The 12,933-nt window shown below is 71.6% G+C and carries 10 protein-coding genes; 9 read left to right on the top strand and 1 reads right to left on the bottom strand.

What is annotated here, in order from left to right; genetic code table 11:
• Positions 1-386 precede the first annotated feature (386 nt).
• The 8 genes from ACIBTV_RS16855 to ACIBTV_RS16820 all read left to right on the top strand — a co-directional run bounded on the left by ACIBTV_RS16855 (position 387) and on the right by ACIBTV_RS16820 (position 10,503).
• Complete coding sequence (locus ACIBTV_RS16855; RefSeq protein ID WP_396705772.1) at positions 387-1,556, top strand: hypothetical protein; 1,170 nt, start codon at positions 387-389, stop codon at positions 1,554-1,556.
• A gap of 1 nt (position 1,557) precedes the next feature.
• Complete coding sequence (locus tag ACIBTV_RS16850) at positions 1,558-2,400, top strand: glycosyltransferase (protein ID WP_396705770.1); 843 nt, start codon at positions 1,558-1,560, stop codon at positions 2,398-2,400.
• On the top strand, positions 2,397-3,485 hold the full coding sequence (locus tag ACIBTV_RS16845) for a glycosyltransferase family 4 protein (protein ID WP_396705768.1): 1,089 nt from the start codon (positions 2,397-2,399) through the stop codon (positions 3,483-3,485). The genes ACIBTV_RS16850 and ACIBTV_RS16845 overlap by 4 nt, the downstream gene beginning before the upstream one ends.
• A complete protein-coding gene (locus tag ACIBTV_RS16840) occupies positions 3,482-4,936 on the top strand; it encodes an O-antigen polymerase (protein ID WP_396705767.1) in 1,455 nt (484 codons plus the stop codon). Before ACIBTV_RS16845 ends, ACIBTV_RS16840 begins: the two co-directional genes overlap by 4 nt.
• Complete coding sequence (locus ACIBTV_RS16835; protein ID WP_396705765.1) at positions 4,924-5,835, top strand: glycosyltransferase family 2 protein; 912 nt, start codon at positions 4,924-4,926, stop codon at positions 5,833-5,835. The genes ACIBTV_RS16840 and ACIBTV_RS16835 overlap by 13 nt, the downstream gene beginning before the upstream one ends.
• Positions 5,835-6,701 (top strand): glycosyltransferase family 2 protein, encoded by an 867-nt coding sequence (locus ACIBTV_RS16830; protein WP_396705763.1) that lies wholly within the window; start codon positions 5,835-5,837, stop codon positions 6,699-6,701. The genes ACIBTV_RS16835 and ACIBTV_RS16830 overlap by 1 nt, the downstream gene beginning before the upstream one ends.
• A gap of 166 nt (positions 6,702-6,867) precedes the next feature.
• A complete protein-coding gene (locus ACIBTV_RS16825) occupies positions 6,868-8,457 on the top strand; it encodes a DUF6541 family protein (protein WP_396705761.1) in 1,590 nt (529 codons plus the stop codon).
• Positions 8,458-8,682: 225 nt separating this feature from the next.
• Positions 8,683-10,503: a hypothetical protein gene (locus tag ACIBTV_RS16820; protein WP_396705759.1), complete on the top strand. Its 1,821-nt coding sequence runs from the start codon at positions 8,683-8,685 to the stop codon at positions 10,501-10,503.
• Positions 10,504-10,611: 108 nt separating this feature from the next.
• Here ACIBTV_RS16820 and ACIBTV_RS16815 read toward each other — a convergent pair whose 3' ends face one another.
• On the bottom strand, positions 10,612-11,895 hold the full coding sequence (locus ACIBTV_RS16815; RefSeq protein WP_396705757.1) for a hypothetical protein: 1,284 nt from the start codon (positions 11,893-11,895) through the stop codon (positions 10,612-10,614).
• A gap of 183 nt (positions 11,896-12,078) precedes the next feature.
• On the opposite strand from ACIBTV_RS16815, the gene ACIBTV_RS16810 reads away from it, so the two are divergent.
• A complete protein-coding gene (locus ACIBTV_RS16810) occupies positions 12,079-12,930 on the top strand; it encodes a MurR/RpiR family transcriptional regulator (RefSeq protein WP_396705755.1) in 852 nt (283 codons plus the stop codon).
• The last annotated feature ends 3 nt before the right edge of the window (positions 12,931-12,933 follow it).

Genomic DNA, 12,933 nt, shown 5'->3' with positions numbered 1-12,933 from the left:
GCGCTGCCCAGGGGCTTGCCCAACAGCAGCCGCACGTACTCCGACCCGATAAACCCGGCTCCGCCGGTGACGAGGATCCTCACGGGTCCGGAAGTCTAGCGGTGGGTGGGTGCCACCCGGGGCACCCATTGGGGCGTACGGACCTGGGTTGACCGTGCGGTGACCGACGGTCCCACTTCGGGGCGCAGGTAGGGCCCGCAGGGCGATTGCGGGTGGCCGATCGTTCAGGTAGAAAGTGCCAGCGGCGTTGGCTCGTCGCGCCATGCCGCACCGTTTGGGGGAGACGAGTGAGAGGCGTTTCGCTGGACGACGCTGCTCAGCCGTCTTCAGAAACCGGCACAACCCGAACACCCGCATCCCGGACGTCGGGCCTGCTCCGCCGGCTCGTGGCACCCGAACGCCTCTACCTCGCCGCCCTCGGCCTCACTGGCCTGGCCGCCGTGGTGTCGGTGACCCTGCCCCCGGCGGAACGCGGCGAACTCAGCGCCAACATGGTGAGCGCGACGCTCGGCGCGGCCATCGGCGGGCTGTCGCTGGACACCTTCCTGATCTCCCGCCCGGCCGGTTGGGTCGTGTCGCGGGGTCGGACGTGGCTCCTCGCGATACTCGGCGCGTCCGTGCTGCTCTCGGCCGTCGCCGCCGGCCTGCTCACCGCCGTGGCCGGCGTCGGCAGCTACCTGATCGGCGTGGGGTCGGCGGCGGGACTGACGGTCTTCAACACGGTGTCGTCGATCGCGCTGCGGCAGAAGAACTTCCTGGTCGTCTACGCGATGCGCGCGGCCAGCGGCGCCGTGCTGGTCGGCGGTTACGTCGCGCTCTACTTCGCCGGGCGCCTCGACGGTGGGCTGTGGAGCGAGGTCTGGCTGGTGGTCCAGTGGATCAGCGCGCTGGCCGTCTGCGGCCTGGTGCTGAGAATGGTCCGCCGGGCCGGTTCGCTGCCCGCGCCGATGGCCACCGGGCCGGATTACCGCGCCGACCTGACCGCGGTCGGGAACCTGCACCTCGGCATCTTCGCGCAGATGATGACGCTCCGGTTCAACCAGATCCTGGTGGCCCGGTTCGTCGGCGCCGGGCCGCTCGGCGTCTACTCGCTGGCCGTCGCGGCGCTGGAGTTCGCGCAGGCCGGCGCCGTGGTGCGGGCGCAGCGGATCCTGGCCGACCGGGACGGCGCGAACGGGCCGGACCCCACCCGGTCCGTCGTCACGGCGGCCTTGCCGATCGCCCTGGCCGCCGTCGGCGGTCTGGCCGTGCTGGGCTTCCTGCAGCCGGAGTACCGGCACGCGTGGCTGCTCGGTCTGGTGCTGCTGCCCGGCTCGCTCGCCACGGCGGCCGGCAAGAGCTGGAGCGCCCTGCTGTTGAAGAGGCGGGGCGAGAAGGCGACCACGGTCGTGGCCCTCGTCACCGTGGCGGTCGCGATTCCCGCGTACTTCGCGATCATCCCCTGGGCGGGCGTGATCGGGGCGGCGCTCGCCTCGACCCTCGCCTACGCCGTACACGCTTTTGCCTCGCGAGCGAGCCTGCGACGAGCGCAGCCGCCGAGTTCTGGGACGGTGTGACATGGATGTCTCGATTGTGGTCCTCGCCTGGGAGGACTTTGAGCGGACCCGGGCGTGCGTCCTGTCGCTCCCCCGCGCGGCCGAGATCGTCGTCGTCGACAACGGCAGCTCCGAGAGCATTCAGCAGGCGTTGAGCAAGTTCTGCGCGGAACAGGGCGTCGCGTACGTCCAGTCGGGCTCGAACCTCGGCTACGCCAGGGGCATGAACCTCGGCGTGCGGCACACCAGCCGGGCGAACGTCATCCTGTCGAACAACGACATCATCGTGCACGAGGGCGCCGTGGAGCGGCTGCTCGCCGTCCTCGAGGATCCGCAGGTGGGCGCGGCGTTCCCCGCCGTCGTCACACCCGACGGCGTACCGCAGACGGAGGGCGGGCGCTTCCTGACCGCGAAGGTCGGGCTCGCCCACGCCACCGGGCTGAGCCTGGTCGTGCCGAGCCTGCGGATCGTGGCACCGCCCACCGAGGCGGACTGGCTGACCGGGCCGTTCGTCGCGCTGCGCCGGAGCACCTTCGACGCCATCGGTGGTGTCGACGAGACGTCGTTCTTCTACTCCGAGGACATGCGGCTGTGCTGGGCGGTGCGTCAGCGCGGCCTGCGGCTGGCGTACGTGCCGGAGGCCGTGATCATGCACGAGGATGACGCGACCGCGAAGCGCCGCTGGTCCGAGGCGGAGATCTCGCAGCGGCGCACCCGCGAGTTCATCCGGGCGAGCCGGGACATGAGCGGGCGTTTCGCCGCCACCGCGTACGTCTGCGGCACCGTGTGGCGGGCGGCGGTCGGCGCGAACCCGGTCCGGCGGGCGATCGCGCGCGGCGCCGTCGAGGGGCTTCGCGCGTCATGAAGGTGCTGTTCCTCTGCACCACCGGCGGCTCCGGACGGCGACAGCTCGGCGGCGCGGAACGCATCCTGACCGAGCTCATCCCCGCGCACGCCCGGACGGGCGTCGAGGTGGTCGCCGCCACGTCCGACGACGAGGTGGGCTGGGCGTTGCGGGAGGCCGATGTCCCCTGGGTCGGGCTCAGCGCGACGAGCCGGATCGACCTCTCGTACGCCCGGGAGATCCGTCGCCTGGTCCGCGAGGTGAAACCGGACGTGGTGTGCGCCCACCTGCTGTCGGCGGCGATGCACGCGCGGGCCGCGCTGAGTATGGACCGCACCCCACTCGTGGTGACGTTGCACAACAGCCTCTGGCAGTACCGCGACACCGCCGAGTCGTTCCAGCAGAAGGCCGCGATCCAGTCCAACATCTCGCTGGACCTGGCCATGCGCCGCCTCCGCCCGCACGCGACGGTGGCGGTCTCCGAGTTCGAGGCGGCGGAGCTGCGTGGCCGTGGCCGGGTCCGCAACGTGCACCTCATCCCGAACCCTCTGCCGGCCACCTGGCCCAGCCCGAAGCCCCTGCCCGCGCCCGGTTCCACCCGCCGGCCGGTGGTCGGTTACCTGGGCCGGCTGGAGAAGGAGAAGGGCGCGGACCTGCTGGCCGAGATCGCCTCGCACGTGCCGGAGGCGGACTTCAGGATCGCCGGTGCGGGCTCGCTACCGATCGCCGCCCGGCCCAACCTCGAACTCGTCGGTCGGGTCGTCGCGGCCGACTTCCTGCGGCAGATCGACTGCCTGGTGGTGCCGTCCCGGGTCGAGTCGTTCGGGCTCAGCGCGCTGGAGGCGCTGTCGCTGGGCGTGCCGGTGGTCCACACGGGCGCCGGTGGACTGGCCGAGGTCACCCGGCATGCCACGGGCACCCTGGCGTTCCAGAGCGACCTTGCCCCAGCGCCGATCGCGACCACGATCCGCCACGCCCTCAGCGGGGCGGCCCCGGAGCAGCGGCACATGATCGCGGACTGGTACGCGAAGGAGTACGCCTTCGACCGGTGTGTAGAGCGATGGCAGAGCCTCTACCGGTCACTCCTCTCAAGGAACGCAGGATGAGCATCCCCCGCAGCTACCTCACCATCGGACTCTGGGTCGCGGCGGTGGCCGTGGTCGTGCCCGTCTACCTGATCGATCCCGCTGCCGGCGTCGCAGCGGCATTCGCCGCCGTCGCGCTCATCGCCGTGCGGTCGCACTTCTGGCTCGGCATCTGCTCGGCCGCCTGGTCGCTGGTCTTCCTCGCGGTGATCAACGTTCCCGGCCCGTACGACTCCCCCGCGGGCCGCGCCGTCATTCCGGTGCTCGGCGTCTTCGTCGCCTGCTTTCTCGCCGCCTGGTACGCCGGGCGGCTGCTGGCCGACCGGGGCCAGCCGCCCGCGACCGAGCCCACCAAGGCCCCCGCGCTGTGGTGGGTCCGGCCGACGCCGCAGTACCTGCGCTCGGGCGCGCCGGCCGGAGCGGCCAGCCGGCCGACGTTGCGGTGGCCCCCGGACCACCGCCTGATGACGTTCCTGCTGGTCGTGCTGGCCGTCGCCGTCATCGGTGGGCTGCTGAAGTTCGGCGGTACGCTGCCGCCCCTGTTCGCCGACAACCCGGACGTTGCCCGGGCGGAGCTGGGGCGCAACTCGAACATCTACGTCGGCCTGCTGGCGGAGGCGTGGACCCTGGGCATGGCGGTATCGCTGCTGCGCGTGCTCAACGGCAGTTCGGAGGGTCGCTGGCGCTATCTCCTGCTGGTCGTGGTCTTCACGTTCGGCGCCGCGCTCGGAGCCAGCAAGAACTCGGTCCTGGTCGGCATCGTCCCGGCGCTCGTCGCCGCGCTCTCCACCCGGCGCGAGACTGCCATGAGCAGCAAGAACCGGCGGGTCGCCGCGGTGGTCGTGATCCTCATCGGGCTGGGTGCGGTCGGCGCGGCGGTCTACCTCGGCGGACAGCGGACCATGGCCGGCACGGGCACGTTCGAGGACCAGTTCCGGGCCCAGTACGGCAACAGCGCCCTCTACAGCAGCGTCGGGTCGTTGGACCTGTCGCTCAGCTCGTCGGTGGAGACCTTCGGGCGGCTGTGGGAGCACCGGGAGGAGCACGACCCCGCGTGGGGGCGCTACTCGCTGACCTTCGCCGGTTCGGTGGGTGAACGACTCCTGGGACCGGTTGACCTCTACAAGATCACCGCCGAGCTCAGCCTGCCCTTCTACATGAACACCGCCACGTTCGTGGCCGTGCCGTTGATGGACTTCGGTCCCGTCGGTGCGGGAATCTACCTGGCCGTGCTCGGCCTCGGCGTCGGCTTCTTCGAACGCCGCCTCGGTCGGACCCGAAGCCCGGCGCACCACCTGGGACGAGCGTTCCTCATCTACTACGCCACGTTCGGGGTCTATGAGCTCTACCCGGTCATCCAGCCCTTCTGGTTGTCCCTGGTGCCGGGGCTCATCGCGTTCAGCCTGATCAGCAACTCGTCCGGGACGATCAGCAATCCCCTGAAGCCGGTGATGCTCGCATGGAAACGCTGACGATCGTCACGGTGCTCTACCGGTCCGGCGAGATGCTCGCCGAGACCGTGCCGACCTGGGTACGTAGCGCCGCTGACCTGCCGGTGCGGTTCGTCTTCGCCGACAACTGGCCGGAGGACGGGTGCGAGAAGGTCATCGGCGACTGCCTCGACGACGACCGGTACGCGTACCTGCCGGACTCGTCCAACCCGGGCTTCGCCGCCGGCTGCAACCGCGCGGTGGCGGGCGTGACGACGAGCCACGTCCTCCTGCTCAACCCGGACGTCTGGCTGCCTGACGACGCGCTGACCCGCATCCTGGCCGCGATCGCCGAAGACCCCGACCGCCCGATCGCGGTGGGTCTGGCCATGCACGGCGGCGAGTACGTCGGCATCGACCTGAACCCGATCTCGCTCTTCATCGACCGGGCGTCGACGGTGTCGCGGGCGCCCCTGGGCCCGTCTGGCGGCGCCGCGGTCTTCCCCACCGACCTGTTCCGCCGGTTCGGCGGGTTCTACGAGCACCTGTTCGCCTGGGGTGAGGACGCCGACCTCGCCTTCCGACTCTACGCATCGGGTCTGCGGACCCGCGAGTTGGATCTCGTGCTCCCGCACGCGGGCGGCCACAGCGTCGAGGGCGACAACAAGCTTCAGGGGTTCCGCGCCTTCCTGCTGGCCCGCAACCGGCTCCTCGTGGCGGCCCGCACCTTCACCTGGCCGCTGATGCTCGTCGCGATACCGGTGCTCGCGCTGGCGCACCTCGCGCTCGCCGCTCGCCGCGTGCGGCAAGGTCTGCTGCGACCGTTCCTGCGCGGTCTGGGACACGGCCTGCGCCAAGGGCCCGCCGCCCGCCGGCAGTGGCGGGGCGCACGGTTCGGTTTCGGATCGCTGTTCAGCTATCTCAAGGGTCGGAGAGCGTGATGACGGGACATCTGTGGAGTGTCGTGACGGTCACCTACAACTCGGCGGACACGCTCCGCCGGTGCTGGCAGGGTGACAAGCCGTACGAGTGGATCGTCGTGGACAACGCCTCGTCCGACGACTCCGTGCGGACCGCGGAGGAGCTTGGCGCCCGGGTGATCCGGCTGCCGGAGAACGTGGGCTTCTCCCGGGCGAACAACGTCGCCCTGCGTGAGGCGGCCGGCGAGTACGTCCTCTTCGCCAACCCGGACCTGGAAATCCCCTCGGACGGTGGCCTGGACGTGCTGCGGCGGCACCTCGACGTACACGGGGGTCTGGCGGCGCCGCAGCTGCTCTCCTCCGACGGCACGCCCCAGGCGAACGGCCGCGGCTTGCCGTACGCCACCGCGAAGCTGGGCAACCGCAAGGTCTGGCCGTTGTCCCGGCTGCACAGCTCGTACCGTCTGACGGCCGAGCCCGGCACCGCGATCTGGGTGGCCTGGGTGATGGGCGCCGCGGTCGCCGCGCGGACGGCCGATTTCGCCGCGATGGGCGGATGGAACGAGCGGTTCTTCCTCTACTACGAGGACCACGAACTCGGCCTACGGGCGTGGCGTCACGGAATGCCGGTCGCTCTGCTCGGCGACGTCCGGTGGACCCACCACTGGGGTCGTGCGACGAACTCGTTCCGCTGGTCGCGGGCGCACACCCTGGAGGTGCAGAGCGCCCGCACGTTCTTCGGCATGTTCCCCGAGTTCCTGGTCGGGCTGCCGCCGGCCGCCCGCCGGCACCGGCAGGCGGCGCAGCGGATCGGATCGCCGGTGTCGGACCTGCCAGCCGTCCGAGCGGGGGGAGCCGGTGCCCACGTCGGCACGGCGGGCGGCTGACCAGCGGCACGCCGGCTCGGAAGACGGACGTCCGGTGCATCGAGCCGGCGTTCCGGGTAGCGGGCCACGGCAACCGCGCCCGGGGCTCACCGCCTACGACGCCTGGCTGTGGTCCGAAGAACCGCCGTGGCACACCCGCGTCCGCCGCCGGATGATCGGCCGGCTCATGCCCAGGAAGGCCGACCGACGCGACTCGTCGGCGCCCTCCGCGGGCGGCCGGCCCACCCTCGCGGACTGGATCGCCGTCGCCGTTCTGCTGAGCTTCATCCCGATCCTGCACGACCTCAAGGGAATGCTCACGGCTCCGTACTGGCTGGACGAGTCATGGGTCGCGCTCTCGGTGCGGTTCCCGCTCGGCGACCTGGCGGTGACGACCGCCTCGACCCCGATCGGTTGGAGCCTTCTGCTGCGGCTCGTCCCCGATCCCGAGTACCTGCGGGTCGTACCACTCGCCTTCCACGGGCTCTCGGTGGGCGTGGCGTACGCCCTCGGCCGCCTCGTTGATTGGCGGACACGTCGACTCGGCATCGTGGCGGGTCTGGTCTCCGGGGCGGCGGTTCTGCTCCTGCCCGCCCAGCAGGTCCGCCACGACCTGAAGCAGTACACCGCCGACGCGGCGGTGACGCTCGGCCTGCTGGCCTTGACGTGCTGGACCGAGCGCACGATGTCGCGCGGGCGGCTCGGCGTGCTCGCGGCCGCGACCGGCATCGGGATGCTGCTCAGCCACCTCACCGCCGTCGCCGCCGTCTGCGTCTTCGCGGGCTTGCTGCTGGCCACCGCGATCCGGCGTCGGCCGTCGCAACTCCTCGAGGTGACGGTGGCCGGGCTCGGTGCCGCGACGATTGTCGCCGCCGTCTACTTCGGGTTCTCGGCGCAGGCGCGGAGCGAAACGATGCAGCAGTTCTGGGACTCCAGCTTTCCCGAGGCGGGCGAGCTACCGGACTACATCGCGGAGCGGGCCGACGTCCTCACCCCGCTGCTCGGTGTGCCAGCGCTGACCCTCGTCGTGCTCTTCGTCGCCGGGGCGTTGACCCTCATGCTGCGTGGTCGCACCGGCTCGGCGACCGCGGTGCTCCTGCTGCCGATCACGGCGACGGTGCTGGGCGTTCTCCGGGTCTACCCGCTGCTGGATCCCCGCACGTCACACTTCCTCCTCGTCACGGGGGCAGCGGTGGGCGGCATCGGGGTCACCGGCCTGGTGAGCGCGCTGGTAGGCCTCGTCCGCCACGCGCTTCCCCGCACACCACCGACAGTTGTCACCGCGACGATCTGCGCGGTCCTCGTCGGGGTGTTCGCGGTCAACAACAGCCACTGGTACCGGTCCGACGAGGACGGTCCGCAACTCCGCTACACGCCGGTGACGGACGTCCGGTCGGCGACCGAGTACGTGGCGAAGCATCGCTCGACCCACGACGTCGTCGTCGTCAGCCACCTCGCCTGGTACGGCTTCGCGTTCTACTCCGGGGGAGACGAGCTCAGCCTGCACGCCCCGTACGGCAACACGGTCGGCTGGTGGGTCGACATGCCGACCCGCCCCGACGTCGTGGGGGTGCCGAGCGTCGACGCGGCGAGCATCCGCGCCGCCCTCGACCGGGCCCTGGAGCTCGCGGTGCAACGCGGCGGCGCGCGCATCTGGCTGATCCGCTCGTACGTCGTCGGGGCGGAGGCGGAGGCCTGGCGGTCGGTTCTCGCCGACTTTCGGGTGGAGCAGGTCACCGATGGAGTCGAACCTGTCGTCCTGATCAGCGAACGGTGAGAGCCGTCCGCTGTCGGTACGATGTCGCCGCTGATCAGAAAACAATTCACGGGCGGACAAGTGCAGACAGCTGAACAGGGCAGTCAGGCGGTTGCCCCGGCTGTGGCGACCACCGTAGCGGAGGTCGACACGCCGAGGGTCCCGGTCGAGCCGAGGACCGTTGTCGGGACGAGGCAATGGATCGGCCGTGGCTCGGGGGAGCGGGCCCTGCGGCGGACACCGGGCATGGCGGCGCTGGCGTGGCTGGGACTCACGGTCCTGGTGGCGGGCGTTCCGTCGACGTTGCTGCCGTCGCCGGGGTTCGATCCCAGTTGGCAGGCGGGCATCGGCTTCGCGGCCACCCAGGACCTGCGCTTCGGCAAGGACATCGTCTTCAACTACGGCCCGTGGGGTTTCCTCGACTGGCCACAGCACGTGAGCAGGCCGCAGGCGGTCCTGGGCTTCCTGTTCGGGATCGCCGCGGTCGTCGCCATCTACTGGGCGATCTACCTCTGTGTCCGACTCCGGTGGTCGGCCGCGGTCGCCGGGCCGGTCGCGTTCGCCGTCGCTGTCGCCAGCGCGCCCGCCGGGCCGGGTGGGCGCCTCGTCTACGCCGGCCTCCTGTACGCGCTGCTGGTGTTACGCGCCAGGAGCATCAGGCGTACGCACAGCCGGCGGGACCTTCTGCCCACGGTGCTCATGGCCGCCGTCGGCACGCTGCTGCTCCAGGTCAAGTTCTCCGAGGGCGTGGTTCTGCTGGCGCTGGCGGGGCTCGTCGCGCTGGCCGTCGGCTCGCTGCGCCGGGACTCGCTGACGTTCACCGTCGCGAGCCTCGGGGCGTTCCTGGCGACGTTCGTGGTGACGTTCCTGGTGCTCTGGCTCGCCGCGGGCCAGCGGATCGCCGACATCGCGCCGTGGGTCCAGGGCTCTCGGGAGATATCCAGCGGTTACCAGGAGGCGCTGTCGATCGAGCAGGGCGAGTTCGTGTTCGGGTACCTGCTCGCTGGGTTCCTGGCTCTCGTCATCGGATTCCTCGCGCTCCGCACGGCGTGGCGCCACCGAACCGTCGCCGCGGTGGGTGTCGTCGCGGTCGCGGCCGTCTCGGTCGAGTTCGGGTTCAAGCACGGGTTCACCCGGCACGACCCCGCCCACGAGATCTCCTTCTTCCTCGTGGCGGGGTTCCTGCTGGTCGGCCTGGTCGCCTGGCACCGCCGTGCCGCGATCGTGCTGGCGGCCGCCGCCGTGGCACTCGTCATGGTGCCCAGCAGTCTTCCGAACTACGACCCGTTCCTGGCGCGCAACCAGTGGCGGACGGGCGTGGAGCTGTTGGTCAACAACGACTACCGGTTGACCGCGGTGGAGGCGAGCAAGGCGCGCGCCCGTGACACGTACGGGGTGCCGGAGAGCGTCCTCGGCGAACTACGGAACCGCCCTGTGCACGTCGACCCGACGGAGCTGACCCTTCCGTGGGCGTACTCGCTGGACTGGCGACCGGTTCCCGTCTTCCAGTCGTTCTCGGCGTACACGCCCTACCTGGACGAGTTGAACGCAAAGGCCCTGGTCGAGGCCCCGGCCGACCAGGTCGTGCTGCACGAGTCGACGACCGGCATCGACAACCGCAACATCCGCTGGGACACCCCCCGCTACCTGCTCGCGCTGGCCTGCAACTACCGCGTGGGCGCCCGTGCCGATCGGTGGTCGGTGCTCCACCACGGGCCGGACCGCTGCTCAGCGCCGCAGACGCTACGGACGGAGCACGTGCAGGCGGGTACGCCCGTGGCGGTGCCGCAGGTCGGCGACAACGAGATCCTCGTCGCGCGGTACTCACCGGATCCGAGTTCGCTCGCCGCGTCGGTGGCACACCTCGTGCTGAAGGACTGGTCACCGATCCAGGTCGGCACCGACGACGGCACCTTCCGACTGCCGGAGGCACTGGCGGGCGGGCCGCTGCTGGTCTCGTTCCCGGCGGCGGTGGCCTGGCAGAAGCCGTTCGACGCCTTCCGCTACGGGCAGCTCACGTTCAACCGGGCCGGCACGATCGAATTCCAGGTCGTCACCGTGGGGTGAGTCGTCCTCCGGTGGGCGGCATTACACACAGGGAGAGGGGTGCGTGGTCGCACCCCTCTCCCTGTGTCTTCTGTGGCCCGTGTGCCGGTGGCGCGGGGACGTGAACGATCAGCTGCCGCGGCGCCAGAGGTCGCGCAGGGCGTCCCAGTTGCCGTTGATCCCGGCCTCGCAGAGCGCCTCCACATAGAAGGCACCGAAGGTGTCGTCCCGGTCCCACCAGATGCCGCACATCGCCCGGCCGTCCGCGAGCTTGAAGGCGTACTCGATGTAGCTCCCGGGTGAGCCGCTCACCACTCCGTCGGTTCGCGTGGCGGCCCGCAGCCCCGCCGCCAGCGATCCGCCGGAGAGGTTGAGCTGTTGACGGACCAGACGCGCCGCGTCCTTCGGCTCCTTCTCCGGGTAGAGGACGAAGTGCAGGAACGCGCCGCCGTACTGGCAGAAGACGTGCTGCTTCTCGTCCTTCGGGAGTTTGGGGGCGCCGACCTCGTCGTAGGCCGCGCAGCCGCCGACCTGGCTCAGCCAGGGCTCGGCGAGCGGCGCCAGCGGGCCTTCGAACTTTCCCCTGTTCATCGAGAGCTGCGTCGCCTCGAAGGGCAGGAGGGAGGCGCTGGCGGACGGCTCCGGCGAGGCGTTCTCCCCGGCGCCGCCGCTGCGCCCCACGAAGAAGCCGGCGGTGCCGGCGACCAGGGCGAGGGCCAGCGCGCCGACGAGAAGGGGCCAGGGGCGACGCTTCGGCTCCCGTCGCACCGGAGCGATCCGCCGGCCGGTGGAGGCGAACGGGTCGTACGGCGGGATGCCACCAGCCGCGTCGCCGTACGCCGGGGACTGCGGGGCGGCGGAGACCGGCTGCGGAACCTCGGTGGCCGACGGCGCCGAGTAGGTCGGGGTGGGCGAGGTGGGCGCCCCGGACACCGGCTGCGGCGTCGTCGGGGCGGGCTGCCCGGAGACCGGTGTCGTGTGCACGGCCCACGGGAGCTGCGGCATCTCGGAGACCAGCTCGGGCACCCCGGACGCCGGCCGCGGTGGACCGCTGACCTGCTGCGGTGGGCCACTGACCTGCTGCGGCACCGCGGCGCCCGCGCCGGAGACCGGCGGCGCGGAGATCGGGAGGTCGGGCACCGGCTGGTAGTCGAGGCCGAGGCTCTGGAACAGCCGCTGCGGGGCGTGGCCCTGCTCGGCCGTGTAGGCCACCCAGGGGTGGGCCGCCGAGAAGTCGGAGGCGGCGAAGGTGTGCCCACCGTCGGCCTGGGCCAGCGCGTTCACCGCGTTGGCGAAGGCGTCCCGCCACCGCTGGTCGGACGCGGCCACACCGTCCAACACGGCCACGGTCGCGAACCGGCCCTGCCCATCAACCGCGGCCCAGGCCTTGCCGACCTGACACGCGCCCAACATGTGGGTGTACCTGTATGGGCTCTCGGGCTGCATGCCACTCCTTAGCTCAACCGCCTTGCGGATCCTACAGAGCCCGCGCTACCTGGGCTGCCCGCCGGTCGGCCGAGCGACATACCGACGAGTGGGCACGCGGGCGGGCGGCCGGTCTTGTCCTCTGAAAGTTTTTATGCATAGAGTCACAACATGAATGAAGAAGTCGTCGCCGAGCCGGCCGAGCGGGTGCTCGACCTGTTCCACGGCGTGCGGCTCACCCCCACCCAGCGGCGCATCGCGCACTGCCTGGTGCAGCACGGCCCGACGGTGGCCTACCTGTCGGCGGCCGAGGTCGCCGAGCTGGCCGGGGTCAGCCAGCCGTCGGTGACCCGGTTCGCCGTGGCGCTCGGCCACGACGGCTACCCCGCGCTGCGCCGCCGGCTCCGCGAGCTGACCGCCGGCGGACCGGACGGCGCGGCCGACGCCGGCAACGAGCTCCAGCAGGCCGTACGCGCCGAGATCGACAACCTCGACCGGCTGGCGGGGCAGCTCGCCGACCGGGACCGGATCGCCGAGACCGGGCGGGTGCTCGCCGCCAGCCGCCCGCTACCGGTGCTCGGCCTGCGCGCCGCCGCGCCATTGGCCGCCTACTTCGCCTACTTCGCCGCCAAGGTGCACCCGGACGTGCGGGTCCTCGACGACGGCGGCAGCCTGCTCACCGACCGCCTCGAACAGGCCGCGGCGGCCGGGGCGGGCGCGCTGCTGGCCTTCGTGCTCCCCCGCTATCCCCGGGAGACGCTGGACGCGCTGCGCGAGGCCCGGGCCGCCGGGCTCACCGTCGTGGCGATCACCGACTCGCCGGTCAGCCCGGCCACCGAGCACGCCGACGTGCTGCTGCCCGCGGCCGTCGGCACCGACCTGGTCTTCGACCTGCACACCGCCCCGATGGCCCTGGCCATGGTGCTGCTCCAAGCGATCTGCGACGCCGCCCCGGCCGACACCCAGCGCCGGCTGGAGGCGTTCGAGGCGTCCGCCGCCCGCCGACAGCTGTTCCTCGGCTGAGAG

Source organism: Micromonospora sp. NPDC049366, assembly GCF_044466625.1.
In the GTDB taxonomy this organism is placed as follows: domain Bacteria; phylum Actinomycetota; class Actinomycetes; order Mycobacteriales; family Micromonosporaceae; genus Micromonospora.
This window is presented reverse-complemented; position numbering and strand designations above follow the sequence as displayed.

Excerpts from the sequence above, each read along its gene's own strand:
- ACIBTV_RS16850 (WP_396705770.1), top strand. The coding sequence starts at position 1,558 with ATGGATGTCTCGATTGTGGTCCTCGCCTGGGAGGACTTTGAGCGGACC.
- ACIBTV_RS16845 (WP_396705768.1), top strand. The coding sequence starts at position 2,397 with ATGAAGGTGCTGTTCCTCTGCACCACCGGCGGCTCCGGACGGCGACAG.
- ACIBTV_RS16840 (WP_396705767.1), top strand. The coding sequence starts at position 3,482 with ATGAGCATCCCCCGCAGCTACCTCACCATCGGACTCTGGGTCGCGGCG.
- ACIBTV_RS16835 (WP_396705765.1), top strand. The coding sequence starts at position 4,924 with ATGGAAACGCTGACGATCGTCACGGTGCTCTACCGGTCCGGCGAGATG.
- ACIBTV_RS16830 (WP_396705763.1), top strand. The coding sequence starts at position 5,835 with ATGACGGGACATCTGTGGAGTGTCGTGACGGTCACCTACAACTCGGCG.
- ACIBTV_RS16825 (WP_396705761.1), top strand. The coding sequence starts at position 6,868 with ATGCCCAGGAAGGCCGACCGACGCGACTCGTCGGCGCCCTCCGCGGGC.
- ACIBTV_RS16820 (WP_396705759.1), top strand. The coding sequence starts at position 8,683 with ATGGCGGCGCTGGCGTGGCTGGGACTCACGGTCCTGGTGGCGGGCGTT.
- ACIBTV_RS16815 (WP_396705757.1), bottom strand. The coding sequence starts at position 11,895 with ATGTTGGGCGCGTGTCAGGTCGGCAAGGCCTGGGCCGCGGTTGATGGG.
- ACIBTV_RS16810 (WP_396705755.1), top strand. The coding sequence starts at position 12,079 with ATGAATGAAGAAGTCGTCGCCGAGCCGGCCGAGCGGGTGCTCGACCTG.